The organism is Microcoleus sp. SVA1B4 (assembly GCF_036700545.1).
Classification (GTDB): domain Bacteria; phylum Cyanobacteriota; class Cyanobacteriia; order Cyanobacteriales; family Microcoleaceae; genus Microcoleus.
The window spans coordinates 60,853-84,828 of sequence record NZ_JAUBPB010000012.1; the positions used below are offsets into that span (position 1 = coordinate 60,853).

The 23,976-nt window shown below is 46.0% G+C and carries 28 protein-coding genes and 1 pseudogene; 8 read left to right on the plus strand and 21 right to left on the minus strand.

Annotation, left to right across the window (positions count from 1 at the left end; genetic code table 11):
* Positions 1-3: 3 nt before the first annotated feature.
* The 7 genes from QT987_RS08440 to QT987_RS08470 all read right to left on the minus strand — a co-directional run bounded on the left by QT987_RS08440 (position 4) and on the right by QT987_RS08470 (position 3,616).
* Complete coding sequence (locus QT987_RS08440) at positions 4-405, minus strand: fasciclin domain-containing protein (RefSeq protein WP_015178455.1); 402 nt, start codon at positions 403-405, stop codon at positions 4-6.
* 347 nt (positions 406-752) lie between these two features.
* Complete coding sequence (locus QT987_RS08445; protein ID WP_333238955.1) at positions 753-1,148, minus strand: hypothetical protein; 396 nt, start codon at positions 1,146-1,148, stop codon at positions 753-755.
* Positions 1,141-1,503 carry a hypothetical protein gene (locus QT987_RS08450; RefSeq protein ID WP_333205343.1) on the minus strand — a complete coding sequence of 121 codons (363 nt, stop codon included), beginning with the start codon at positions 1,501-1,503 and terminating at the stop codon, positions 1,141-1,143. The genes QT987_RS08445 and QT987_RS08450 overlap by 8 nt, the downstream gene beginning before the upstream one ends.
* Before the next feature lie 128 nt (positions 1,504-1,631).
* Positions 1,632-2,015, minus strand: a complete 384-nt coding sequence (locus tag QT987_RS08455; protein WP_333238957.1) for a hypothetical protein — start codon at positions 2,013-2,015, stop codon at positions 1,632-1,634.
* A 1-nt stretch (position 2,016) separates the two neighbouring features.
* On the minus strand, positions 2,017-2,379 hold the full coding sequence (locus QT987_RS08460; protein ID WP_333238959.1) for a hypothetical protein: 363 nt from the start codon (positions 2,377-2,379) through the stop codon (positions 2,017-2,019).
* Between the two features lie 254 nt (positions 2,380-2,633).
* The gene (locus tag QT987_RS08465) at positions 2,634-3,074 is read right to left on the minus strand and encodes an Hsp20/alpha crystallin family protein (protein WP_333058031.1); all 441 of its coding nucleotides are present in this window, start codon (positions 3,072-3,074) and stop codon (positions 2,634-2,636) included.
* Between the two features lie 254 nt (positions 3,075-3,328).
* Entirely contained in the window at positions 3,329-3,616 is a 288-nt protein-coding gene (locus QT987_RS08470) for a hypothetical protein (protein ID WP_333238961.1), read from the minus strand.
* Positions 3,617-3,802: 186 nt separating this feature from the next.
* Here QT987_RS08470 and QT987_RS08475 point away from each other — a divergent pair, with 186 nt between their 5' ends.
* The 4 genes from QT987_RS08475 (at position 3,803) to plsY (ending at position 7,238) form a co-directional block, all read left to right on the plus strand.
* Entirely contained in the window at positions 3,803-4,597 is a 795-nt protein-coding gene (locus tag QT987_RS08475; RefSeq protein ID WP_333238963.1) for an MlaE family lipid ABC transporter permease subunit, read from the plus strand.
* A 63-nt stretch (positions 4,598-4,660) separates the two neighbouring features.
* Complete coding sequence (locus QT987_RS08480; RefSeq protein WP_333058028.1) at positions 4,661-5,053, plus strand: DUF3119 family protein; 393 nt, start codon at positions 4,661-4,663, stop codon at positions 5,051-5,053.
* A gap of 59 nt (positions 5,054-5,112) precedes the next feature.
* Positions 5,113-6,444: a DUF3086 domain-containing protein gene (locus QT987_RS08485; protein ID WP_333238965.1), complete on the plus strand. Its 1,332-nt coding sequence runs from the start codon at positions 5,113-5,115 to the stop codon at positions 6,442-6,444.
* A 113-nt stretch (positions 6,445-6,557) separates the two neighbouring features.
* Complete coding sequence (gene plsY / locus QT987_RS08490) at positions 6,558-7,238, plus strand: glycerol-3-phosphate 1-O-acyltransferase PlsY (RefSeq protein WP_333238967.1); 681 nt, start codon at positions 6,558-6,560, stop codon at positions 7,236-7,238.
* Between the two features lie 22 nt (positions 7,239-7,260).
* On the opposite strand, the gene QT987_RS08495 is transcribed toward plsY, so the two are convergent.
* The 9 genes and pseudogenes from QT987_RS08495 to der form a co-directional block, all read right to left on the minus strand.
* Entirely contained in the window at positions 7,261-7,848 is a 588-nt protein-coding gene (locus QT987_RS08495) for a Uma2 family endonuclease (protein WP_333238969.1), read from the minus strand.
* An 11-nt stretch (positions 7,849-7,859) separates the two neighbouring features.
* The gene (proC, locus tag QT987_RS08500; protein WP_333141028.1) at positions 7,860-8,705 is read right to left on the minus strand and encodes a pyrroline-5-carboxylate reductase; all 846 of its coding nucleotides are present in this window, start codon (positions 8,703-8,705) and stop codon (positions 7,860-7,862) included.
* 297 nt (positions 8,706-9,002) lie between these two features.
* Positions 9,003-9,617 carry a cell division protein SepF gene (locus tag QT987_RS08505; protein ID WP_333058022.1) on the minus strand — a complete coding sequence of 205 codons (615 nt, stop codon included), beginning with the start codon at positions 9,615-9,617 and terminating at the stop codon, positions 9,003-9,005.
* 117 nt (positions 9,618-9,734) lie between these two features.
* On the minus strand, positions 9,735-10,400 hold the full coding sequence (locus tag QT987_RS08510) for a YggS family pyridoxal phosphate-dependent enzyme (RefSeq protein WP_333238971.1): 666 nt from the start codon (positions 10,398-10,400) through the stop codon (positions 9,735-9,737).
* Between the two features lie 72 nt (positions 10,401-10,472).
* A complete protein-coding gene (gene pipX, locus QT987_RS08515) occupies positions 10,473-10,742 on the minus strand; it encodes a transcriptional coactivator PipX (RefSeq protein WP_006634205.1) in 270 nt (89 codons plus the stop codon).
* 42 nt (positions 10,743-10,784) lie between these two features.
* The gene (gene acpS, locus QT987_RS08520) at positions 10,785-11,243 is read right to left on the minus strand and encodes a holo-ACP synthase (RefSeq protein ID WP_333207152.1); all 459 of its coding nucleotides are present in this window, start codon (positions 11,241-11,243) and stop codon (positions 10,785-10,787) included.
* Positions 11,244-11,772: 529 nt separating this feature from the next.
* The gene (locus QT987_RS08525) at positions 11,773-12,768 is read right to left on the minus strand and encodes an energy-coupling factor transporter transmembrane protein EcfT (protein ID WP_333238973.1); all 996 of its coding nucleotides are present in this window, start codon (positions 12,766-12,768) and stop codon (positions 11,773-11,775) included.
* Between the two features lie 250 nt (positions 12,769-13,018).
* Positions 13,019-13,390 (minus strand): annotated as a pseudogene (locus QT987_RS08530) (four helix bundle protein).
* Positions 13,391-13,554: 164 nt separating this feature from the next.
* Entirely contained in the window at positions 13,555-14,916 is a 1,362-nt protein-coding gene (gene der, locus QT987_RS08535) for a ribosome biogenesis GTPase Der (protein ID WP_333210999.1), read from the minus strand.
* Between the two features lie 247 nt (positions 14,917-15,163).
* Here der and QT987_RS08540 point away from each other — a divergent pair, with 247 nt between their 5' ends.
* Together QT987_RS08540 and QT987_RS08545 are read left to right on the plus strand one after the other, a co-directional pair.
* Positions 15,164-16,372 carry a NupC/NupG family nucleoside CNT transporter gene (locus QT987_RS08540; RefSeq protein ID WP_333238975.1) on the plus strand — a complete coding sequence of 403 codons (1,209 nt, stop codon included), beginning with the start codon at positions 15,164-15,166 and terminating at the stop codon, positions 16,370-16,372.
* 221 nt (positions 16,373-16,593) lie between these two features.
* Positions 16,594-17,181: an acireductone dioxygenase gene (locus QT987_RS08545; protein WP_333238977.1), complete on the plus strand. Its 588-nt coding sequence runs from the start codon at positions 16,594-16,596 to the stop codon at positions 17,179-17,181.
* A 92-nt stretch (positions 17,182-17,273) separates the two neighbouring features.
* Here the strand turns inward: QT987_RS08545 and QT987_RS08550 are convergent, their stop codons facing one another.
* The 5 genes from QT987_RS08550 to QT987_RS08570 all read right to left on the minus strand — a co-directional run bounded on the left by QT987_RS08550 (position 17,274) and on the right by QT987_RS08570 (position 20,888).
* Entirely contained in the window at positions 17,274-18,092 is an 819-nt protein-coding gene (locus tag QT987_RS08550) for a hypothetical protein (protein WP_333238979.1), read from the minus strand.
* 366 nt (positions 18,093-18,458) lie between these two features.
* A complete protein-coding gene (locus QT987_RS08555; protein WP_333238981.1) occupies positions 18,459-18,935 on the minus strand; it encodes a DUF732 domain-containing protein in 477 nt (158 codons plus the stop codon).
* A gap of 191 nt (positions 18,936-19,126) precedes the next feature.
* Positions 19,127-19,741 carry a cupin domain-containing protein gene (locus QT987_RS08560; protein WP_333238983.1) on the minus strand — a complete coding sequence of 205 codons (615 nt, stop codon included), beginning with the start codon at positions 19,739-19,741 and terminating at the stop codon, positions 19,127-19,129.
* A 150-nt stretch (positions 19,742-19,891) separates the two neighbouring features.
* Positions 19,892-20,458, minus strand: coding sequence for a sigma-70 family RNA polymerase sigma factor (locus QT987_RS08565; RefSeq protein WP_333238985.1), 567 nt, complete (start codon positions 20,456-20,458; stop codon positions 19,892-19,894).
* Positions 20,459-20,642: 184 nt separating this feature from the next.
* Positions 20,643-20,888 (minus strand): hypothetical protein, encoded by a 246-nt coding sequence (locus tag QT987_RS08570; protein WP_333238988.1) that lies wholly within the window; start codon positions 20,886-20,888, stop codon positions 20,643-20,645.
* A 191-nt stretch (positions 20,889-21,079) separates the two neighbouring features.
* Between QT987_RS08570 and QT987_RS08575 the strand changes: the two genes are divergently transcribed.
* Entirely contained in the window at positions 21,080-22,294 is a 1,215-nt protein-coding gene (locus tag QT987_RS08575) for a DUF4331 domain-containing protein (RefSeq protein ID WP_333238990.1), read from the plus strand.
* 88 nt (positions 22,295-22,382) lie between these two features.
* On the plus strand, positions 22,383-23,789 hold the full coding sequence (locus QT987_RS08580) for a hypothetical protein (protein WP_333238992.1): 1,407 nt from the start codon (positions 22,383-22,385) through the stop codon (positions 23,787-23,789).
* Positions 23,790-23,976 lie beyond the last annotated feature (187 nt).

Consider the following 23,976-nt stretch of genomic DNA (forward strand, 5'->3'; position numbering starts at 1 on the left):
AAACTAGCCCATTAAAATCACATTATCGATCACATGGATGACGCCGTTGTCTGCTTCGATATCCGCAGCAACAACTGTAGCATTTTTAACCTCAAAACCGTCAGAACAATCAATTTTAATCGGCGAACCTTCCAAGGAAGTAACAAAACCGAGTTTTGCCAAATCAGCTTTCATAAACTTACCGGAGACGACATGAAACATCAAAATCCTAGTCAGTTGGGGAACGTTCTGCACTAGGGTTGTGATAGTTCCCGGCGGCAATTTCGCAAAAGCATCGTCATTGGGTGCAAAGACAGTGAAAGGGCCCGGACTTTTGAGCGCATCTACTAAATTAGCTACTTGCACGGCTGTTACGAGGGTTTGGAACGAACCCGCACCTACGGCAATATCAACAATATCAGGCATTGTGTTTTACCTCATCTGGGAAAAAAGTTCTATTAAGTATCGTAAACTGAGGCGGGCAACAATACCTACTGTCTTTTTTGAAAAATTGGTAATTCTTTTGTAGTGAGGACTTCCATCCTTAGATTTTTGATGAGGACTTCAGTCCTCACTACAAACCTAATAATATAGGACTTACGCATGGGGGCCCAGAAACCGGGTTTTTTACGAAAATACTTCGTTAAAACCCGCAAATTCGGTAAAAAAAACAGTTTTGAGGAGTCGGAGTGCGTAAGTCCTGTAATAGTTATTTTACCCGATATAATATTACTAACGCCTTGGCAATTTAACGGCGCGGTGCTTTTCAAGTGCTACAAGACTGCTGGCGCTTGTGATACCAAAACCTCTGTTTCTAAATCTGCTACTTCAGAATTTAGGTTTTCTCCCTTGTGAATGCTAAAACTGCCGTACAAAATTGAAATTTCAAAAATGTCTGTAGTAATCACCGCAGGCTTGCGGTGTTCGGACTCACCCAAAGAAATTCCGAAGAATTCAGCTTCCAATTCGCCCACAGCCTCTTCATCGTGTACAGTCCAACTGATATCGCGACAGTCTTTGAATTCCAGCATATAAGGCAATCTTTCTTCTGGATTGTAGACGCATTCAATTAATACTTCGTTTCCCCATAAAGATACGTTGACTTTTGTGATTAAAGATGTAAAACCACCCAATCCAAGCAAGTTATAGTCATCCTTCCAATCACTCATTTAATTTCTCTCCCGTATTGTGAGTCCCTGGAATTAAATTACCAAATTCGTCTCTCGTTCGCAATAAATTACCATCTCTATCGAGACGCAAACCTTTGTTGATATTTCTTCCATCTGAGCCATATTTCGGTGCAGGCGTTCTAATTACTTCACCGTTAGGACGGATCATTAGTGTTGACTTATCAAAAAATTTATATGCAACATAACCATCTCTAGTAGTTCTGATTTCTGCACCCAGTCCGCGCAAAAAGTCATCGACTTCTTGGCGAGTCATCCCGGTTAAGTCTCCAAACTCAGATGCAATTCCATTTCCTCCAACTCCCTGACTCGGCACGCAAGTCTCCTCACCAACCATTGCCTTTTCGAGTTTAGCACATTACCTTTTGCAAGTAGCTACGCAATACGCTTGTGATACCAAAACCTCTGTTTATCAACTCATTCCCAATTCTTTTATCTAAAATCTCACAGCTCAAATCGAAATTACTAAACGACTGCTTGCGCTTGTGATACCAAAACCTCTGTCTCTAAATCTTCAGCATTTAGGTTTTCTCCCTTTTGAATGCTAAAACGGCCGTACAAAATTGAAATTTCAAAAATGTCAGTATGAATTAAAGCTGCTTTCCGGTGCGCGTCCTCACCTAAATGAAAACCAATCAAATCAGCTAATGGTTCTTTTACTTCCTCTTCATCATGCACATCCCACATAATTTCTCGGCAGTCTTGAAAAACTAAAGAGTAAGGCAATCGATCGCCTGTAGGATCGTAGATACATTCCAGTAATACTTCATTCCCCCACAAAGACACATTGACATTTTTCACGAGGGATGTAAGTCCACCTAAATTAAGCAAGTTGTAGTCATCAGGCATATTAATTACTCACTTTTTCTCCAGTAATGTGCGTATCAGGAATCTGATTGCCAAATTCATCGCGTGTTTGGAGTACGCTACCATCTTTGTCAAGACGCAAACCCCAGTTTATTCTTCTACCATCTGAGCCATATCGCGGTGCTGGCAGGCGAACAACTTCACTATTAGTGCGGATGATGACTTTTGACCTGTCAGAAAATTTGTATTCAACATAATTTCCTGAAGAAATTTTTACCTTAGCACCCAGTCCGCGCAAAAAATCATCGACTTCTTGGCGAGTCATCTCGGTTAAGTCTCCAAACTCAGATGCAATTCCATTTCCTCCCACTCCCTGACTCGGCACGCAAGTCTCCTCACCAACCATTGCTTATTGGAGTTTAGCACGGTTGAAGAATCGGAACAAGGAAGTTCGGCAACGGATTCGCTTTCTGAGGATGTAACGGATGGATGGAAGAATGAAGAAGGAAAAAGGAAGAATCATTCCTCAAACTCGCAATGGCCAATTACCAATGCCCAATGCTTTTCGACCCAATTACCAATTACCAATTACCAATTCCCAAAACAAATAGGGCGCGCACCGCACGCCCTATCTATCAGCAATTAGCCAACAATTATTTCTTAGCCGATTTGCACTTTAACCACGCGGTTCTTTTCCGCTTCCGCTTTGGGCAAATTCAGGTGCAAAACTCCATTTTTGTACTCAGCTTCTACGCTGTCATTTTGAACCCGTGCGGGTAGGGGAATCACCCGGCGGAACGAACCGTAGCGGAACTCAGAGCGAGTCATGCCTTTATCTTCACTCTTAGTTTCCAGACGGCGTTCGCCGCTAATAGCAACAGCTTCTGCGGTTACTTGTACGTCCAAATCCTTAGCTTCCATGCCCGGAACTTCTAATTTAAGGTGGATGGCTTCGGGAGTTTCATCGAGTTCGGCGGGAGGTACAAAAGCAACACCGTTAGATGCGCGATCGGTTGCCGGTGTCAAGCTATCAAACAACCGATTCATTTCTCGCTGCAAGGAGTCCATTTCCCGCAAAGGTTCCCAACGAATAAGTGCCATAACTGATACCTCGAATTTCTTAACTTTTTAGAAGTTGAGAAATACTTGACTCAACTTGTATTTAATATATTCCAGCTCCCGAAACAGGGGGATTCGGTTTTCCGCAAAAAGGCCGATCGCATTTCCGAACATTCGCGATCGGTATTGTAAAATCATCAAAAGGGGCGGGTATCCGATCCAACCCGAACCCAGCAATTTTAGATTTTAGATTCGATCGAGGAATTCCCATCTAAAATCTAAAATCGAAGGTTCGATTAACTCCACCGCGAATGCTGATAAGAAGCGTAGGTATCAAACAAAGCACCCACCAAACCAAAAGTTAGACCGATGACGAAAAAACCCTGGAGGGGACAGCCGCTGCCGAAAGTAGCTAAGAACTGCAAAATCAGGTCTTCTCCAGAACGACCAACTCCTTGGAGAGCAGGCACGAAGCCAATCAGCGAAAAGCTAGTCAATCCCCCGCCGATTAACAATAAGGGGGCGACAAAGCTCAACAGGCTGGTCAACAGTACAGAGCGAAGAAAATTGGGAAAAATGCTCATAAGAGTCAGTAAATTCAGCTAAACTGCCGAAAGGTGCAAGCAAACAAAACTTGTCCTTTTCTACGATAGGCAGCGATCGCCCTCCGTGGCCAGTTCTGTCAGAAATCTTAAATGTTATAGAAAAAACTTGTTTAAGATTTGTAGATAGATTTCATTTTTGGCAGTTGTTCTATACTCGAAATCCCCTTGAGCACCACTACATCTTCCAGCCTCAGTTTGTGGAGTCGGCGGTTGCTGGCAGCAGCTTTATTGGGCGGCCAAGTTATGCTGCACTTGCTGAAGGGCAAAATTCACCGTCGCAACACCATCGACCAAATGGCAGCAGTCGGCCCGGAATCTCTGCTGATTGCTTTGCTGACTGCGGGTTTTGTCGGCATGGTATTTACTATTCAGGTAGCGAGGGAGTTTATTAACCTCGGTGCCGGCAATGTCGTAGGTGGCGTTTTGGCTTTGTCTTTGACTCGCGAGCTCGGCCCCGTCTTAACAGCGGTAATCGTGACGGGACGGGTAGGTTCGGCTTTTGCGGCGGAAATCGGCACGATGCAGGTAACAGAACAGATAGATGCCCTGCTGATGCTCAAAACAGACCCGATCGACTATTTAGTAATTCCCCGCGTCATTGCTTGCTGCTTGATGCTGCCAATTTTAACCATCATGTGTCTCGTCACCGGCATCCTCGGCGGACTGCTGATTGCTACGACGATGTACGGCATCTCTCAAAGCGTGTTTTTAGAATCAGTCCGCAATTTCCTGAGTTTGTGGGATATTTGCAGCGCGGCAATTAAGGCTTTTGTATTCGGTGGTTTGATTGCTGTAATCGGCACTAGCTGGGGCTTGACCACCACCGGCGGGGCAAAAGGCGTCGGCCAATCGACTACCACAGCGGTGGTGACGGCTTTACTGGCTATTTTTATCTTTAACTTTTTGATGACATGGCTGATGTTTCAGGGCACGGGCTCTAGCGTACTCAAAGGCTTGTAAGCTAAGAAACGGATAAAATATGAATAATTGGCAACATTAGTTTACTACCCTTGATTTAAACCCGTGACTACAACAGCCTCTTCGACTGCGCCGACAAGTACGATCGAACTCGCCCCGAGTTATGCGATTCCCCTAGTCCTGGTACTGGCGGCCGTACCGCTGCTGTTCGTGCAGAAGTGGGTGAGTTTGCCACTTTCTGTGTTCGGCTTGTTTTTGATGTACCAAGCCGCCACCATCCGGCTACAATTTACCCCAACAGATTTGGACATTTATCGATCGTCCAACTTAATCCGTCGCTTTCCTTACCGAGAATGGCAAAATTGGCGGATATTTTGGCCCGCGGTGCCGATTTTGTTCTATTTCAAAGAAATTAACAGCATTCACTTTCTGCCGGTTCTGTTCGATCGTAAAATGCTACAGACCTGCTTAGAACAGCGCTGTCCCCGTCAAGACTAAAAAAGTTGTTAATTTTAAATTTTTAACTTTTCTGTGCCCCACGCCGAACAAAATTTCCCATGAATTCAGACGAATCTCCAACCCAAGAACCGCAACCACAACCACCCGCCCCAAGCGGTGACGGCGAACCAAATTTACCCGTGAATGAGACGGAGTACCAACTTCTATCTCAAACACGAGATTTGTGGATCGACGAAAATGAGCTGCCAGCCCAACTCCCGGCAGAAACAGACCCGCCGCTGGGCGAGGAAGATGCCGAAATTGCCCAATTCGTGGACGAAGCAGGCGCACTAGCCCAAATTGCGCCCAACACCGACGAGGCCGAATCAGAAAGTCCGATCGCTCAAATCGAGATTCCCACAGACTCCCAGCCAACAGCAACCGCAGAAATGGTAACGCCCATCCCAGAAAATGTTACCGAACAGTTGACAGAGAGAATCAAAGAATTGCAGCAGCAAGAACAAGCTTTGACTGAAAAAATTGCCGCCTTGGAAGCCGACAAAGCCAATGCTATAGAAGCGTTGGGCGCGGCTCAAACATCGATCGGGCGTTTGGTACAAGACGGCTTGATTCAACTAGATCAGCGCAAACAAGCGCTACAAATCGAAGTAGAAAAACTAGAACGCCGGCGCGATCGAATTCAGAAGGAAATGCGAACCACTTTTGCCGGCGTTTCCCAAGATTTAGCAATTCGAGTCCAGGGTTTCAAAGACTATTTAGTAGGCAGTTTGCAGGATTTGGCCGCTACCGCCGAACTCTTAGATTTGACACCGCCGACGCAAGAGACACCACAGCGAACTGCTGCTGAGGAGTCTCTTGCGTCGGCACCGGTAAATCCCAAATTTGCCGAACAGGGATTTCAAGAACAAGCCAAACAAATTCGCCGCACCCTCGATCAATATCGCACTGTCCCCGACTACTACGGCCCGCCTTGGCAACTCCGCCGCACTTTTGAACCCATCCACGCGGAACGAGTTTCTAACTGGTTTTTCACCCAAGGAGGAAGGGGCGCTTTGCGGACTATGGGTTCGCGCTTGCAAAATATCTTGATTACTTCGACAATTATTTCTGTACTCAGAAGCGTCTACGGCGGACGGGTGCGGACTTTGGTGCTCGCCAACAGTCCCGAACGTTTGGGAGAGTGGCGCCGGGGTTTGCAGGACTGTTTGGGCATTACTCGCAGCGATTTTGGCCCGGAAAGGGGGATTATTATGTTTGAGTCTGCGGAAGCTTTGGCTCAAAAAGCCGATCGACTGGTGAAAGATGGCAAATTGCCACTAATTGTCATTGATGAAACTGAGGATTTAATTAGTTTGTCAATCCTGCAATTTCCGCTATGGCTGGCATTTGCGGCAGATCCGCAAACTTTGATGGCTGCTAAGGATTTTTGATGAGGTAATTGGTAATTGGTAATTGGTAATTGCTACTTAGTAATTGCTAATTGCTAATTATGCTAGGGGAAAGGTTGCAAATTTTAAAAGTACACGAAATCTCAAATTAAAAAATGGCTAGCTGGATAATTTTAAATGGCGCATTGCTAATAGCAGCTTATCTGCTGGGTTCGATTCCTACTGGGTACGCCTTGGGGAAATGGATGCTAGGAATTGATATTCGAGAGGTTGGTTCGGGCTCGACTGGTGCGACTAACGTACTGAGGACTTTGGGGAAGTGGCCGGGGTTGGGGGTGTTGCTGGTTGATGTGTTGAAGGGGGTAAGTGCGATCGTCCTAATCCGCTACATTTACTCTCTCACTTTTACCAGCCAGCTAGCAACCGCCGCCGGTATAGAAAATACTGCAACTGTCATCCCTTGGATGGCAACTTTGGCGGGTTTCTCTGCTATTTTGGGCCACAGCAAATCAATCTGGCTGGGGTTTACGGGGGGTAAATCTGTGGCTACGAGTTTGGGAGTTTTGCTTGGTTTGTACTGGCCAGTTGGTTTGGGAACTTTCGGAATTTTCGGGATAGTATTTGCGGTGTCGCGAATTGTTTCTTTAAGTTCGATTATCGGGGCAATTAGCGTGGCTGGATTGATGTTTGCTTTACATCAGCCCCTGGCTTATGTATTGTTTGGCATTGCGGGCGGTGTGTTTGTAATTGTGCGGCACCGCAGCAATATTCAGCGGCTTTTGAATGGTACGGAACCAAGGATTGGGCAGAAATTGGAAACAGCAGCTAGCGATTGATCTGAAACAGCCTGACACCTTTTCAATTATTTCCCATAACGGGCCCTAGTTCCAACACAAATCCGGGCAAAATATCTTCCCCTGACAGCGTAACAGGGGACTGCAATATTTCTATTTCTCGATCGATCCTATAAATCTCCACACTCCGCGTTTGCGGGTCAATCAACCACCCCAAAAAAACGCCATTTTCCCGATATTCCTGCATTTTCTCTCGCGTTTCTCGGATAGAATCAGTGGGCGAGCGCAATTCCACTACAAAATCAGGACACAGTGGCGGAAATTTTCTTTTTTGTTCGGGAGTTAAAGCTTCCCATCTTTCGCGTTTTATCCAAGAAGCATCGGGAGAACGAGTTGCACCGTTTGGGAGTCTAAAACAGGTGGAAGAGTCAAAAGCAATTCCTAGATTCGGATTTTGGCGACTCCAAGCTTGCAATTGATAGGATAAATCCATATTACGGTTTCCCGTTTCTCCTCCCGTTGGTGGAACCATCAGCAGTTCTCCTTTTGCATTCCGTTCAAATTTATAATCGGGGTGATGTTGGCACAGTTCGTAAAACTGATCGTCTGTCAACTTGATCCACGGACTTAAATCTAATTTTAAAGTCAGCATGGCACTAACACCTATTTACCCAATTCTTGAGAACGCAAACAAGCTGCTTTCACTGCTTCGATTAGGGCAGAACGAAAGCCGTTACTCTCTAATTTAGCAATTCCCGCAATAGTTGTGCCGCCGGGACTCGTAACTTGATCTTTCAATTGTGCCGGGTGCATTCCCGTTTCTTGCATTAGCTTCGCTGTACCGAATACTGTTTGTAAAGCTAATTGAGAGGCGATCGCCCGTGGCAGTCCAGCACAAACTCCGCCATCTGTCAAGGCCTCTATCAAAATTGCTACATAACCAGGGCCGGAACCCGAAAGTCCAGTCACCGCATCGAGCATACTCTCAGGTACTTCTACCACTTCTCCCACGGCTTGAAAGATGCGCTTTACCAATTCTAAATCAGCCGGTTGCACGAGTTTTCCCGGAGCGATCGCGCTCATTCCCGCTCCTACCGTGGCTGGAGTATTCGGCATCACCCGCAGCACTCCCCGCCCCGGAAAGGCTGGTTCCAGCTTGCTCAGTGGCACTCCGGCCAAAATCGACACTACTAGCGCTTCTGGCTGGGAATTAGCCGTTTCTCCATTATTTCCTTGTTTGCGATCGGCCGCCACCGCCAACTCCAAAGCTACCGTATCAAAAACTTGCGGTTTAATCGCCAAAAACAGCACTTCTGTAGCTGCAGCAACTTCTAGATTGCTGGCTGTTGTTCCAATCCCGTATTTGTTAGCCAAAAACTCGCGGCGCTTTACCCCAGGCTCGCTCACCAATATTTCTGAAGGCAAATAAACTTTTTGTGCTATTAAGCGGGATAAGAGAGCTTCTCCCATTACCCCACCGCCGATCGTACCAAATTTTATGTTAGTCATTAGTCATTAGTCATTAGTCATTAGTCATTAGTCTACAGTGCTACCTTGTAGGGTGCGTCGCCCGCAACAATTTACAAGTTCGATCGAAAATTAGAAAGCGACGCACCTTACTATTTTATGCTAGTCATTAGTCATTAATTATTAGTTGCCATTAATTATCAGTTCTCCGCCTTAGCTAAGAGTTAAGCGCCCAGAACTAAGGATACAAAATTCAGGATCTCGCTAGTTAAAAGCTTACTGGCTAATAACTAAAGACTAAAGACAGATGACTAATGACTAATAACTACTAACTAATAACTACTGAGCGATGGTAGCTTGTTCTGCCGGCCAGACTGTCGGTGCAGGAGCAGCAGCACGAGGGCGTCCCTGAGCAGGAGGCACTTCGTGAACCACACCAGACTGAGTTCTCACCTGCACGCAGCTAGGCGTAAACAAGAAAATACTTTCGCCAATTCGCTCTTGATGACCGTCAAGGGCATAAGTACCGCCCGCCACAAAGTCCACAGCTCTTTGCGCTTGGTCTGGGTCCATCACCGTCAGGTTCAAAACCACAGACTTCCGTTCCTTAAGGGCTCGAATTGCTGCCGGCATCTCTTCAAAAGTGCGCGGCTCCATTACGACTACTTCCGAAATCCCGTTCATAGCTCCAGGCATTCCAATCACGTTATTCATTACTGACCCTACTCCCCCGGTTGGTGCAACTACATCCATACCTGTCGATCCTACTACTGACCGCTCTCGCATTCTACGATTTTGACGACGTTCTTCTTCTGCTGCGACTGCAGCGGGGTTGGGTTCAGGCGCTTGGTAGAAGTTCTGATAGCGCTCCCCTTCCGTTTCGTCGTACACGTCATCGTACTCAGGCTCATTGTTGATCCCTACAAAATCTCGCAGTTTAGAAAAAATATTCATGATTCACGCTCCTTTACGACTTTGCTGCCCCGACTATACTCGCGTTGCGCGTTAGTCGCGGGTGGCTGACTATTCTATATTTAACCCAAATTGTCTTTATCAGAAGATTTCAATTATTTATCCCCTCCTAGAGCCAAATAAGGTTTGTCCTAGCCGTACCATAGTAGCACCTGCTTGAATTGCCAAATGATAATCTCCCGACATCCCCATCGAGAGCTGCTGCATTTGAATGTAGGGCAAATTTTGCTGCTGGATTTTGTCAGCAAGTTCGCGGGTGCTGTTAAATAATTCTAGGATTTGCGAGTCATCTAATCCCAGCGGAGGAATTGTCATCAAACCTTGAATTTTGATATGCTGACATTTGTTGAGTTCTGGAAGGTCAGCCAGCAGTTCTGGAACGCTCCAGCCGTATTTGTCCGGGTCGGGCAACATTTTGACCTGCAGGCAGACTTGGGGAGAGCAGGACATTTCCCCCGCCAAGCGCGAAAGTCGCTGAGCGAGTTTTAAATTGTCGAGAGAGTGAATCCACTGGAAATGCTCTAGGGCCTTGGCGGATTTGTTGGCTTGCAAGTGCCCGATCAAGTGCCAGTTGATATCCGGCAAATCTTGCAGTTGGCTTTGTTTTTCGACAGTCTCTTGAACCTTACTCTCGCCAAAATCCCGGATACCGCCGTCGTATGCTTCGCGGATAGCATCAGTCGATACCTGTTTGGTAACGGCAATTAACCGCACTGATTCCGGCAAGTGTTGGCGAATGCTGTTAATTCGAGAGGCTATGGTCATGGGTGCTCAACGCTCTTGACGGGAGGGAAGGAAAATTTAGACAGTTACCAATTACAAAATTATTGATTTTCGTTATTGAAATGTGCGCTGGTGAATGGTCTGCAATTGGTCGTACTCCTGATATTGACCGCTGCGACGCAGGGTTCGCAGGCGAATTTCGACCATGAGGCGAGCGTCGGAGCGACTGATTGGTTCAAATCTCAGCCCGCCAGGGCCGTTTGTCACCAAAAAAAACAGGCGTTGGGCGTATAGGGTGGTAAATAATTCTTGGCTGTCTTCAACCTGGGATACCCTGAAGAGGAGGCCAAAGTTTGGATGATTCAGGTAAGTTTCGGTAGTCATTCACACTCACAATCTATCAATTTTAGATTAAAGATTTAGATTTTAGATTTTAGTTTCGCTCGATCGCCCGACGGCGTTGTTTGAGAGCGGGGTACAAAGGGCGATCGCCGTAGCGGTGCAATAGTCTCCGTCGTGGCTGAGGCTCAATTGCCACTGGCAATTTCCCCAAACAGAGGCTTGTGCTGCTGCGGTTCCGTGCAGTTGCACGTTTGGAGCACCGTTTTCGGAGCGCCGAATTTCCACATCTGCATACCGTATTCCCCGCCATCCCGTGCCTAGAGCTTTGACAACGGCTTCTTTTGCTGCCCAGCGGCCCGCTAGCTGGTTGCAGGAAACTCGATTCATTTTACCTTTAATGCTGCTGTGTTGAGAATTTTGTTGTCCGCAATCCCTTTGTTCGGCGGGCGTGTAAACTTTTTCGAGAAAGCGATCGCCAAACCGGTCTAATGCAGCTTGAATGCGGGGAACATATACGATATCTGTCCCAAGATAGATGTTCAAGGTCTTGGTTCTCTAAATATTTGTCTCCATTACTTTAGCAGGACTGTCGCGCACCAGACAAAACTTACTCAAATGTCAATACGGTTCAGTTAAGGAAAATTGTAGCGAAAATGTTGGGCGGAGTGAAACGGAGGGTTCGTTCCTCAACCCAACCTACGCACGATCGGTTTTTTTAGCACTAACCCAAGCGTATTGACTCAAATGTATGCCCGTGCTTCAAAGCCCGCTCGAATCTTTCCTTCCCAATTCTTCAATCTCAAATCTAATCAATCTAAAATCTAAAATCTAAAATCTAAAATCGCAACATCTGTCCCAAGATAGATGTTCAAGGTCTTGGTTCTCTAAATATTTGTCTCCATTACTTTAGCAGGACTGTCGCGCACCAGACAAAACTTACTCAAATGTTGGCCTGTACTCCAAACGACGAGCTTCATCAGTCATTCCCAATTCTTCAATCTCAAATCTAATCAATCAATCAATCAATCAATCAATCAATCAATCTAAAATCTAAAATCTAAAATCTAAAATCTCAACTGTCCCACCCCCAAACAAAACGGGCGCTCCAGAGGACGAGCAAGCAGCCGAGGGCGATCCAGTCTCGGATTTTCAATTGCAACTGGTGCCATTCTACACGGTGTCGATCGGGACTGGTGAAGCCGCGAACTTTCATGGCGCTGGCAATTTGTTCAGCTCGCAGGAGCAAGTTTTCTAACAGCCTCTCGGCTATCATCAACCACACTTGAGCGGCGCTGCGAAATCCTAGTTTTTTCCAGTTTATCGCTCTGGTTCTGACCGATCGCACTAAATTTTGTATTTCTTCCAATACTAGGGGAATAAATCGCAAAGATAAAGTTAATGTTAAGGCTATTTCGGTAATAGGCCAGTTCAAGCGGCGCAGGGGCTGCATTAAGTTTTCAAGGGCGGCGGTAATTTCTTCGCTGGCTGTGGTGAGAAGGTAGAGGTTGGTGCTGTAAATTACTGTGAAAAATAGGGTGCTGACGTTGATAGCTAAATCTAGGGATTTGCGAGTGATTTTAATCGGGCCTTGTTTTAATAAAACGTAACGGTAGTTTGTGGGTTGGGGGAGTTGATTTGGGCTTTGGGCTTTGGGATTGGGGATTGGGGAGTTTGAGCCTAAGTTAAAAGATTGGTACCAGGGTTTGGGCTTTTGAGGGGGTGGAAGGGTTGCCGACTGTTGGGAAAAGGTTAATTCGTCGGCGGGGATGCGGGGCTGGTGTTCTGCGGGGAGTCCGTCGGGGGCGATCGCGCTGAGGCAAAATACTAATAGGCAAAATAGCAGCAGCAGTCCCATTTGCTGTTTCCACACGCGCAATGGAATTGCTGCAGTTAGTGTCAGTACGATTAACATTCCTACTAGCATCAACCGCCAGATGGGATTGGCGAGTATTGGTGCAATCAGAAATGTCATCAACCAAGCTAATTTGACGCGGGAGTCTAGCCGGTGAAGCCAGGTTACGGGTTGTTCTAGGTAAAGTCCTATGGGGAGCGATCGAAGTAAGTCCATCTTGTCGATTTTAGATTTTAGATTTTAGATTTTAGATTGAGGGATTGATTGATTGAGGGATTGATTGATTGAGGGATTGAGGGATTGATTGAGGGATTGAGGGATTGAGGGATTGAGGGATTGATTGATTGAGGGATTGAGGGATTGATTTTTGAATGGGATTATTTGATTGAGCAATTGATTTTTTGATTGGGGATTATTTAATTTTTTGATTTTTGATAGGAAATTTTTGTTGAATTTTGACATTTTTTTATTTGCGATTTGCTGTTGGGTTTTTAGCAATTAAAGTTTTGATGGACGCAACTGTCATCGCTAAAATCTCATTTGTTTCTGACATGATACTTTTCAATTTAGTGGCATCTACCAATTCAGCTTCAACTATTAACTCCATCCAGTAAAGACTTTCATCCGCTTCTTCTTCCACTATCCTGAGTTTAGAAATTAAGTCTGCTGTTGACTTCGCACGACAAGCCGCTCAATAATTGGCTCCTACAGAAGTTGCTGAACGAATTAACTGCTTGCCAATTACCTGAGAAGCGGAGCCTTTGGGCAGCGCATCTACTAGCTTAATAACTCTCAATGCTAGCTGCTTTGTTCTTCTTTTAAACTCTTGTTCGTCCACCTTGCGATTTGAGATTTTAGATTGTTTGATTTGGAATTGTTTCAAATACCAAGTAATTGAATTGCCAAGAGGCGAAGGAAGACAAAAGAAAAAAATCGCAACTTAATTATACCATTAAACTGCGTTTTCTCTTTAATCTAAAATCCAAAATCTAAAATCTAAAATCACTTCACGCGCAGTGCTCTGTTTGTTGTGCTCATTTCGGTGGCACGAACTTTTTTGCCTCTCCAAAGTAGCCGCATTGGTGTACCGGTAAAGCCGAGGTGTTTGCGGAATTGGCTTTCCATGTAGCGGCGGTAATTTTCGGTGAAGCGTTTGGGATCGTTGACAAATAGGGCGATTGTCGGTGGCTGCGATCGCACTTGAGTACCGTAATAGATTTTGCCTTGTTTTCCTTGGCGGGTAACTGGGGCTGAGTGCCAGGTTGTGGCTTCTTCTATGACTTCGTTAATGACTGCGGTAGGGACGCGGCGTTTGTGTTCGTCGGAGGCTTTGTCTACTAATTCAATGATTTTTTCAACTCGCTGTCCACTCATGGCGCTAACAAAAATCATTTCTGCCCAGTCGAGGAAATAAAGTCGGGTTCTGACTTCTCTTTCGTACTCGTATATTGTGTCGGACTCTTTTTCTATGGCATCCCATTTGTTGACGACTATGATGCAGGCGCGACCTTCTTGGCTGATGCGATCGGCTAATTTTTGGTCTTGATCGGTAACGCCGTCGATTGCGTCAATTACTAATAGTATGACGTTGGCGCGACGGATGGCTTTGAAAGCGCGGTTGATGCCGAAAAATTCTGCGCCGTATTCGACGTTTTTCTTTTTGCGAATTCCGGCTGTGTCGATCAGGCGGTAGGTTTTACCGTTGCGTTCTACTAAGGTGTCGATCGCGTCGCGGGTTGTGCCGGAAATTGGGCTGACTATGGCGCGATTTTCTCCGAGAAATGCGTTTAACAAACTCGATTTGCCGACGTTGGGACGACCGATAATTGCTACTTTAATTTCCTCAACTTCGGGTAATACTTCTGTGGGAAGGTAAGTAATTAATTTGTCAAGCAATTCGCCGGTGCCGTTACCGTGAATGCCGGAAACTGGGTAAGGTTCTCCGAGTCCCAATTGCCAAAAGTCGGCTGCTTGGGTAAGCCCTGTATTTTCGGATTCGCATTTGTTGACGGCGAGAATGACTGGGACTTTTTGCAGTCTCAGCCAAGATGCGATCGATTCGTCGCCGCCGGTGAGCCCGGTTTTTCCGTCTACTACGAAAATGGCTGCGCTGGCTTCTGCGAGGGCCGCCATTGCTTGTTCGCGAATTAAAGGCAAAAATTCTGTTTCGTCGTCGAATACTAGCCCGCCGGTGTCTACGACTTGATATTCCCGATCGCCCCAGTATGCTGGTCTGTAAGTGCGATCGCGCGTGATTCCTGGTTCGTCGTGGACGATCGCGTCTTGGGTGTTGGCTAAACGGTTGACGAGCGTCGATTTGCCTACATTGGGGCGTCCAATAATAGCAACTATAGGTAGAGACATAAAAGTAGCAGCAATTAGGCTGCGCCGTGATTTTGAGGTTTAGCCTTTTATTGTAAGCGAAACTGGCCCAGATTGTATGCGATCGGGCGGCATCGTGTATTACACGCCTTCCGGGGCTGTGCCGCCCGCGCCGCGAACTCATGGCAACCTCTGGAAACGAGATAAAGTACGATCGGACTGTTAATCTGGATTACCAGAGCCTGGTAACGATAAAAGCTTGCTGTAGATTCTCTAAAAATTGCTATACATGGAACGACTTATTTCTGTATTCGGGTTAGCTGTTTTTGTCGGTTTGTCCTACGTCTTTTCAGTCGATCGGCGCGCTGTCAAGTGGCCGCCCGTATTGTGGGGAATTGCTTTACAGCTAATTTTTGCTATTTTAATTCTCAAAACTGCTCCTGGTTTGGCTGTCTTTAAATTTTTGGGAGATTTGGTGACGCAGTTTCTCAATTTTTCTGATGCCGGGGCAAAGTTTATATTTGGAGATAATTTTGCTGAACACTTTATCGCTTTTAAAGTGCTGCCGACTATCATTTTTTTCTCTTCGTTTATCACCATACTTTATCACTACGGCATTTTGCAGCGAGTTGTGCAAGCAGTGGCATGGTTGATGATTAAAACCATGAAAACTTCCGGCGCAGAAACGCTTTCTTGTGCTGGGAATATCTTTATCGGGCAAACCGAAGCTCCTTTGTTAATTAAACCTTATTTGGGGGCGATGACGCTCTCGGAACTTCATGCTGTCATGACGGGAGGATTTGCCACAATTGCCGGCGGAGTCATGGCAGCTTATATTTCTTTTGGAGTACCGGCTCAACATTTAATTTCGGCGTCGGTGATGTCTGCACCAGCAGCTTTGGCTATTTCTAAATTGCTGTACCCGGAAACTGAAAAGTCGCTGACTGCTGGGGAGGTGGAGGTGAAGGTGGATCAGGTTTATGCTAATGCGGTGGATGCGGCGGCTTCGGGTGCTAGCGACGGGTTGAAGTTGGGGGCGAATGTGGCCGCTATGCTGATTGCTTTTTTGGGTTTGTTAGCTTTTTTTAATGCGCTTTTGGGGTGGTTTGGAGGGCTAATTAGCTTGCCTCAGTTGTCGCTAGAATTAATTTTTGCTTATTTGATGGCTCCGGTTGCTTGGCTGATGGGGGTGCCTTGGGCTGATTGTGCAGAGGTGGGGATTGTTTTGGGAAAAAAAACGATTTTGAATGAGTTTATTGCTTATTTAGATTTGATGGAATTGGTGAAACAACAGGCGATTTCTGAACGATCGCAAATTATCTCGACTTATGCTTTGTGCGGGTTTTCTAACATTGGTTCGATCGGGATTCAGATTGGGGGAATTGGCGCGATGGCTCCGCAGCGGCAAGGCGATTTGGCGAGGTTGGGCGTGAGGGCGATGATTGCTGGCTCTGTGGCTTGTTTTATGACTGCTTGTATCGCGGGGATGCTGATTTGAAAGTTTTGAGTTTTTAGTTAAGCTGTGCGGTGCTTATGGTGCACCTTACATTAACTCCAGTAAATCTTATTAAATAAAAGTTAAAAAAACCACCAAATTATTTGATGGGTGCTATTGGTTTGATAATTGGCGAGGCAGGACATGGAATTTTAGCGATCGGCTATTATTGAAAACAAGCAGGAGTTTAGTTTTTGACGAAAGCTTAAAACAGCAGCTTAAAAATGGAAACTAAATTTCCCTCAAAGCTCAAAACATTAGGTGGTAATATGGCTGTTCTGCAACTAGAAGACGGTAGAACATATACGGATATCCGGGCGATCGCGAGTCAACTGGCAGTTTTAAATATTGAGATCGATTCCCTGCCAGCCAACGAAAATCCGGCGTTTCAAGAACTGCTAGTTCAAGACATTCTCAATGTAACAGAAAAACAGCAGATTCTCGCAGCATATAATAGCGAGTTTGAACAGTTTAAGCGCGCCAGCGGATATAAGTGGTGCGACTTAAAAGTGCTGCATCCAGGTTCGCAGCAGATTTACGCGCTGATGACTCAAAGCGATCGCACTCACACCCACACAGATGCAGAAGTTCTTCACATTTTAGCTGGGGAATGCGTTTTTGGGTTTGTGTATTCTAACGGCTCTCAGGTACAATTAATGCTGGAAGCTGAAGAATACATTAAAGTGCCGGCTAATACTGAACATTGGTTTTATCTCACTCCGTCGCTGTACTTGAAAGCCTTGCAGTATTACACCAGTGCTCAAGGCTGGGTTCCTAAGTATACCAACAGGAAACTAAAAATTAAAAACTAAATCTAGGGTGCGCTTCGGCGCACCTTCCTCTATCAAAATAGGCGATGGAAATGGCGACACTACAAACAAAGTCTCTCTATAAAAGACGAGGATTAAATGCTTTCTACTTCATTAGGTGCGGCCATTTCAATTTCTTCGCAACGCTGCAAAAGCGCTTCTATTTCCTGAGCTAAAAAAATTACTTCCGGCCAAGAAGAACCGTTGATTAAATCTTGAGCGTGAGCTAATTTGTTTCTCAATGCTTCTGCTGACTTTAAAAAACGCTCCCCGTAGCGTTTGGATTTGAGCCCCAGCCGATCGACTATTTCAGCAGAAGTCAGGATTAAATCTCGCTTGTCGCAGAATTGCAGGTAATCGATTAAGTCAATTGCTTCATTTCGCGATCGCCCCAATTGCCAAAGGTGTTTTGCTGCTAAAATACGATCGCCCTTAAGCAATTTTTGCCAAGAATCTTGGGGAAAGTAAATCCGCACGATCCGCAATAAATTCATTTCCAAAAGCGTCACCAATCCAAACAGCAGCATCCGCACCGGTGCTTTTTGTAAATCGCCACAGGTAACAATCCCGTCGATCCTGTTGCTTTCCAATACAAATAATCTGGGTTTTTCTCGCAGCAGCGGCAGCAATTCCATCAAAGGAGTCGAGGCGGCAATTAATTGGGAGGGGTGAAAAATTTGCTGGTAGTCGCTGCACTTACCTGCGATTAAGTGCGATCTTTCTACATAGCCGCAAACCGTGCCGTTTTCTTCGATCCCGATTACGTCAAAATCGCGGGCCTCCATCCACGATCGCAATTTGGCTGCGTCTTCGCAAGCGGGGACAGCTTTCAGCGGTTCCGCGAGGTATTTAACTGTAATGCTGTCTTTGAATAAATCCCGCAAGTCGGCGGAACTTGATTTTAAATGTTTCATCTCATGTCCGGTAATTTCATCGATCATTGCGCGACAAGAGGACAATTCATATTGTAGCTGCAAGTGAAGACGCCGTATTACCGTGGGAGAATCTCAGTTTTGTAAAAAGCGTTTTTTAGAAGTGCGATCGTTCCCCCTTGCACTCCTGTAAAATCAAAACTGAAATAATGCCTTACCCAAGGCGTGTCAACTTAACGTTAAACCCTCAGTCCGGCTATTGTTGAAACCCCTGGCTCAAAGCGAAATTCCTCGCTACGAGGACTAATGAGTTCTTCAGTCCTCTTTGAGAGGACTTTACCTATGAGACAGGGAATTCATTCCCTGGCGGACTGCCGGTGAGCGGGAGGACTGACAGATTTCATGATATTACTTACTGGCTAATTCCGGGCAATAATGATTGGCGGCAAGGGTGGTAATAATATCCGCATCGGCGAGAAAACTTTCTTTGAGACTTGGATTTTCGATACTGACAGCTTGCCCGATCGCTCTTAATTTAACTTCCGGCAGAGAAACTCCCGATTTTGCTTCCGCACACATTCTTTTAGCGGCCGCAATTTTTTGACCAGGGGCCCTTCGGATTGCTTGCAGTAAATTATCCGTTGCTTCGGGAGAGTAGCTTTTTGCTAAGCGTTGATAGTCTTCGAGAAATTTCCCATCGTTTCCTGTCAGCTTAATGTCGGATTCTTGAGGCGAACACAACAAATTTAAGTTAATTACTTCTCCCACTGAATTAACAAGAAAACATCCTTCGCGTTCTTGGGCGATCGCGCTTTTGTCGCTGGGAACCAATTGTATAATAATAAGGGCGGACAAAACAGCAGTTATATGCGAGTATTTTAGCATTGTAATTACGTGATAGAGTTGGCATTTCTAACCGCCGAATGGCGAGCAATGCGGGTGTTTTTGAGTTAGATCGCGTCCGGTAAATTAACCAAAATAATTGTAGGGGCGGGTTTCACCAACAATCTGTAATTCTAACTAAAAATCTACATAAACCCGCCCTCCAAGCTGTCGGCAATTCAACAAAAATAATATCAGACAAACATTTCGTTGTCTAGGGAAGTTTTCATTAACAGCAAACATCCCCCTTGTGTCAGGGGCGAATGTGTGGAACCGGGAACCGATCGAATGTAGTCGCCTTGATGGCAAATTTCCCCTTCTACAATTAAGTCTCCTTCTAATACAAGCACTTCCTCCGAGCCAGCGTGTCGGTGCATGGGAAATGTTACTCCCGGTTCTAGTCGCATCAAGCAGGTAATTTCGCGCTTTTGTTTGTCAATATAAAGCTTGCCAAACGAAAGTCCCGGAACTCCATAAGATTTCCATTTGACATCGTGCGATCGCACTATTAAAGATGGAGTATTGTTCTCGGTTGGAGAGGTAACAATTGGCTTTATATTGACTGATTCTGCCGGGATTGGCGGCAGTTCGGCTATGCGCTGTAACAGGCGGTTTTTCAGGTCGGGTGCGACGGGAACTGGGGGGGCTGTGTAGGCGATCGCGGCAATTGTTGATTCCAAAGCAGCTAATTCACTTGTAAGTTCTGCGGACTCTTTCAATTTCTCTGCAAATGCGCCGCGTTCTGACTCGTCGAGGAGATCGAGAGCTTGAAGGGCTGCAAGGATTTTATATTCCTCGTCTGGCATCATTTCCATCTGTTTTCCGCCATTAATTGTAATTCAGCCTAGGTTAATTTTAAACTTGAAATTGGTCTGCTGCCCTCGCACTCAAGATGGATGATGGGAGATGCCAGAATTTTAGATTGATGTTAAACAACTTAAATTTAATTTTTTGACAATCTAAAATTCTTCGCTCAAAGCTTGACGCAATTTGGAAATACCCAATCGAATTCTGGTTTTGATTGTACCTGTGGGGATACCAGTTTTAGCTGATATCGCCGCGCAAGTCAGCCCTTGGTAGTAAGCGAGTTCGATCGCCTGTTGCTGTTCCTTTGGCAGTTTTTCTAAGGCTGCTTGGACTTGTTCGCGGCGTTCTTTAAACATTGCATCTTCCATCGGTTCTGCAACGCTAGAGATGGGTATTTTAGCCTCTTCCAGACAAGCTTCAGCAGCCCGGACTGTTCGCTGCATCGCTCGCAGCCGATCGAGGGAACGACTGCGGGTCAGCATGAACAACCACGTATCTGCTCGACTGCGAGAAGGATCGTAAGTTGCTGCTTTTTGCCAAATTTGGGAAAAAACATCGATTACCACTTCTTCAGCTTCTTCTACCGAACCCAGGATTTTGTAAGCGAGAGCGTAACTTGGGCGACCGTAGCGATCGTAAAGTTTAGCTAATGCCGTTTGGTCTTTCTGGGCAATCTGCACTAAAAGCAGCGATTCATCGCCTGACTTCTGGCCTGTCATCTCAGTGTACCTAAAATTTTTGTTTTGACTGCACAGATCCAAAATTAAAAATTCGGCGTATATCACTACAGAACATAATTGTAAGTTTGAAGTTGGGGTACAAACTGGAGTATGCCTTTTTAGGCTAACTTTGTCGTGCTTTGAATTGTAAAAATCCCAAGTCATCTGGAATTTTACCACCTAATTAATGATTTGGTTGAGACTTAGCAATCCGCTTTATGCAGAACGAAGAAATGCCCGGAGCCTGAACACTCAAAACAGCGCCATTCACTCGTTCCCAAGCTTTGTTCGATCGCTCCCAAGAAGAGCCTGGGAACCCGTATAAGCGAGGCTGTGGCTCCACTCGATCGAGGGAAGCCTTGTCTGGGAGCAGGCATTCCCAAGCATAGTCCGGGAACGAGTAAATCCTCAATAACACACTTTTTTCCATAAATTTATCTTGAAGCACAGATCCAAAATTGCCAAACCTTCGTATACCACCAATAGGAGAAGGCTCAGCAATAGCGCAAAAGCCCGACAGGTTGACAGATTTCAACCTGTTGCTACAAAAGTAAAACCCGCGAATGCGGGTTATTTACCATTGATTTGTGCAAAAAATTCATTGAAATAAAGGTGCTAACTGTGAAGCTCACACAAAAAATTCGCCGAACCATACTAGCTATTGAAGTAGCTCTAATTGCTCTATTAACTCCAGGGATAATTGTCGCTTCTGACCACGACGACGGCGAAGTAGATATCAAAGGTCGCGCGGTCAATTTAACTGACCTATATGTATATCGCGAAAAAGACCAAAACTCCGGTGCTGCGGACGGGGATTTAGTATTTACCATGAATTCAAATCCCAGGTCTGTCGCCCGTTATCAATATTATTTCAGCACTACAGCCCTCTACCAATTTCACATCACGCAAGTAAGTGACGTGAATTCTACACCTACTGGACGTTCGGATATTATCTTGCGGTTTGCCTTCAGTCCGCCTAACAATAGAGGTATGCAAGCGGTAGCTGTAACTGTTGTTCGCAACGGCTCGGAGACTGTTGCTAAGACTACAGTTAACGGCGGGCTAATTGCCACAACTCCGCTGAATTCTAATGCTGTTGTGAATACAGTACCTGTGGGCGGTTCTAACTTGACTGTATTTGCGGGTTTACGCGAAGACCCGTTTTTCTTTGATGTGGAACAATTTTTCCGAGTTCGCGCCGCAGCTTTGGGAACGGGGCCGCGCACTGCTTTTAAAGAACCGAGTCAAGCGATCGACTTTACTAAAGGTTACAACGTCAATACAATTGCTGTCCGCGTTCCGAAAGCGTTTTTGCAAGCAGGAACAGGGGCCAATACTTTTGATGTTTGGTCAACAGTTTCGATCCGGGATGGAGCTGGCGGTTTTAAACAATTCGAGCGTTTGGCAAGACCTGCAATTAATGAGGGTTTGATAGTTACTCCCGCTTATCTGGAAGCATTCAATAATATTCCTCCGAGATTGGATTTGAGCGCTGCTGCTGCTCCGGTGCGTCAGGAAGCTGTTGCTACTTTGAATGCTGTCGATCTTTTGGACGGTCGGGATAATGTCGATCCAAATGCGATCGCCGGAGCTTTCTTACCCGATGTCATGCGGATCGATACCACAAAAACCAGCGGCTACGCTAGCGCTACAAATGCTCAAGGAAGCTTGATCGGAGGTCGTATGCTGATGGACGACGTTATTGATATCACTCTGGGAGCTTTGGTGGGTTCTCCGGTTGGGGATAACGTTTCATATAACGGAACTCCGGGAAATCCGGCTCAGGGACACAAACCTTTAGAACCGACTTTTCCTTATTTGGCTTTGCCTAATTAGTCATTAGTCATTAGTCATTGCTTATTGGCTAATGACATATTGAAAATACTTTTTTGAACCGCAGATGAACGCTGATTAACGCGGATGTATGAAAACTAAAATTCAACACAAAATAAAATCGGATATTGTCTCGTATTGGCTGCTGATAGTGGTTCCTTTAGTTGGGATGGTAGTAGTGAATTTACCTCCTAATTGGCGTTTTATTTCAGATATTTTTTTAAACCAAAGTCCCGAAAATCTCGATACTAATTACCGCTATCATTTTTCGGAAAGTTTGAGAAATAATCCCAATCAAAAAGAAGCAATTCAGCAAGAGATTGCTTTTTACCAGCAGCGGTTGGCAGTTGATTCCCGCAGCGGTTTGAACCGGGCGGCACTGGCAGGATCTTATTTAAAAATGGCTCGCGCTACTGGGGAGGGAGGTTGGTTTTTATTGGCGGAACAGGCGGCTCAAAGGTCGATCGCCGATTTGCCTTTTGACAACCAAGGTGCGCTGTTAGTTTTAGCTCGAATTGCTGAGGCAAGACACGATTTTGCTACTGCTTTGCGCTTTGCTAAACAGGCGGGTTCTGACAATGAAGATGCGATCGCCCTTTCAGTTACATCTCACTTAGCGATGGGAAAAGTGAGCGAGGCAAATGTAGCCGCAGAAGCCTTAGTTAACCGGATTCCGAACTTGGGTTCTCTCACTTTGAGAGCTTTAGTGAGAGAGTCTCAGGGCCGAGATGCTGAGGTTTTGCAGGATTACCGCCAAGCAATGGCGGCGGAGGAACCGGGAGAGGTTGCTGGTTCGGCGCGGGCCCGATCGCTCTTGGGTCGATTTTACGCGCGTCGCGGGCAGTTTGTGCAGGCGAAAGCGCTGTTTTTGGAGGCGCTGCGGTTGGTGCCACGATACCCGCTGGCGCTGATTTATTTGGCGGATTTGGAGACGCGGCAGGGCAATTATCGGGAGGCGGAAGGCTATTACAGCAAGGTTTCTGCGTATTCTGGCGGGGTTGAGACTGTGTTCGATCGCATTGTCGATCGCGGTATGGCGAGGGTGAAGGATTTGCAGGGAGATGCGATCGAATCCCGGCGACTTCGCGACAAAGCAGAAGCGGGGCTGCGACAGGAACAGGTTTCTGGATCTGGCGGTTTTGGCCACCGCAGGGATTTGGCAAGTTTGCTGCTGGAAAAAGGTCGATCGCAGGATGTCGCGGAAGCGCTGGCGTTAATGCAGGAGGAGGTGAAAATTCGCCGGGATACTGTCACGCTGGATACTTTAGCCTGGGCGCTTTCCGCTGCTGGGGAATCGCAAAAGGCCGATCGAGTGATGGCCGAAATAGTGCGATCGGGGATTCGGGATGCGGGGATGTTTTACCGGGCTGGTGCGATCGCCCGGACTTTAGGTAAGGATGCTGAATCTCGCGCTTATTTTCAAAAGTCAAAGGAAATTGACCCGAATTTTGACGATCGAGCTCGCCAAGCATTGGGTTTGGGAAGTTATGAATTTTGAGATTAGCTAATAGCAGCCATTCGGCCAAATTCGCCATTCCGTCAATCCGCCAGGGGTTGAAACCCCTGGCTAAAAGCTTAAGTCCTCTTGCATAGGAATGAAATCCGCAATTGTTGAATTTGATTAGCTATTCAGTCGGTTTCAACCGACTTTCGCTATGAGACGGGGATTTCAATCCCCGGCGGAC

Excerpts from the sequence above, each read along its gene's own strand:
- QT987_RS08440 (WP_015178455.1), bottom strand. The coding sequence starts at position 405 with ATGCCTGATATTGTTGATATTGCCGTAGGTGCGGGTTCGTTCCAAACC.
- QT987_RS08445 (WP_333238955.1), bottom strand. The coding sequence starts at position 1,148 with ATGAGTGATTGGAAGGATGACTATAACTTGCTTGGATTGGGTGGTTTT.
- QT987_RS08450 (WP_333205343.1), bottom strand. The coding sequence starts at position 1,503 with ATGGTTGGTGAGGAGACTTGCGTGCCGAGTCAGGGAGTTGGAGGAAAT.
- QT987_RS08455 (WP_333238957.1), bottom strand. The coding sequence starts at position 2,015 with ATGCCTGATGACTACAACTTGCTTAATTTAGGTGGACTTACATCCCTC.
- QT987_RS08460 (WP_333238959.1), bottom strand. The coding sequence starts at position 2,379 with ATGGTTGGTGAGGAGACTTGCGTGCCGAGTCAGGGAGTGGGAGGAAAT.
- QT987_RS08465 (WP_333058031.1), bottom strand. The coding sequence starts at position 3,074 with ATGGCACTTATTCGTTGGGAACCTTTGCGGGAAATGGACTCCTTGCAG.
- QT987_RS08470 (WP_333238961.1), bottom strand. The coding sequence starts at position 3,616 with ATGAGCATTTTTCCCAATTTTCTTCGCTCTGTACTGTTGACCAGCCTG.
- QT987_RS08485 (WP_333238965.1), top strand. The coding sequence starts at position 5,113 with ATGAATTCAGACGAATCTCCAACCCAAGAACCGCAACCACAACCACCC.
- plsY (WP_333238967.1), top strand. The coding sequence starts at position 6,558 with ATGGCTAGCTGGATAATTTTAAATGGCGCATTGCTAATAGCAGCTTAT.
- QT987_RS08495 (WP_333238969.1), bottom strand. The coding sequence starts at position 7,848 with ATGCTGACTTTAAAATTAGATTTAAGTCCGTGGATCAAGTTGACAGAC.
- proC (WP_333141028.1), bottom strand. The coding sequence starts at position 8,705 with ATGACTAACATAAAATTTGGTACGATCGGCGGTGGGGTAATGGGAGAA.
- QT987_RS08505 (WP_333058022.1), bottom strand. The coding sequence starts at position 9,617 with ATGAATATTTTTTCTAAACTGCGAGATTTTGTAGGGATCAACAATGAG.
- QT987_RS08510 (WP_333238971.1), bottom strand. The coding sequence starts at position 10,400 with ATGACCATAGCCTCTCGAATTAACAGCATTCGCCAACACTTGCCGGAA.
- pipX (WP_006634205.1), bottom strand. The coding sequence starts at position 10,742 with ATGACTACCGAAACTTACCTGAATCATCCAAACTTTGGCCTCCTCTTC.
- QT987_RS08525 (WP_333238973.1), bottom strand. The coding sequence starts at position 12,768 with ATGGACTTACTTCGATCGCTCCCCATAGGACTTTACCTAGAACAACCC.
- der (WP_333210999.1), bottom strand. The coding sequence starts at position 14,916 with ATGTCTCTACCTATAGTTGCTATTATTGGACGCCCCAATGTAGGCAAA.
- QT987_RS08540 (WP_333238975.1), top strand. The coding sequence starts at position 15,164 with ATGGAACGACTTATTTCTGTATTCGGGTTAGCTGTTTTTGTCGGTTTG.
- QT987_RS08545 (WP_333238977.1), top strand. The coding sequence starts at position 16,594 with ATGGAAACTAAATTTCCCTCAAAGCTCAAAACATTAGGTGGTAATATG.
- QT987_RS08550 (WP_333238979.1), bottom strand. The coding sequence starts at position 18,092 with ATGAAACATTTAAAATCAAGTTCCGCCGACTTGCGGGATTTATTCAAA.
- QT987_RS08555 (WP_333238981.1), bottom strand. The coding sequence starts at position 18,935 with ATGCTAAAATACTCGCATATAACTGCTGTTTTGTCCGCCCTTATTATT.
- QT987_RS08560 (WP_333238983.1), bottom strand. The coding sequence starts at position 19,741 with ATGATGCCAGACGAGGAATATAAAATCCTTGCAGCCCTTCAAGCTCTC.
- QT987_RS08565 (WP_333238985.1), bottom strand. The coding sequence starts at position 20,458 with ATGACAGGCCAGAAGTCAGGCGATGAATCGCTGCTTTTAGTGCAGATT.
- QT987_RS08570 (WP_333238988.1), bottom strand. The coding sequence starts at position 20,888 with ATGGAAAAAAGTGTGTTATTGAGGATTTACTCGTTCCCGGACTATGCT.
- QT987_RS08580 (WP_333238992.1), top strand. The coding sequence starts at position 22,383 with ATGAAAACTAAAATTCAACACAAAATAAAATCGGATATTGTCTCGTAT.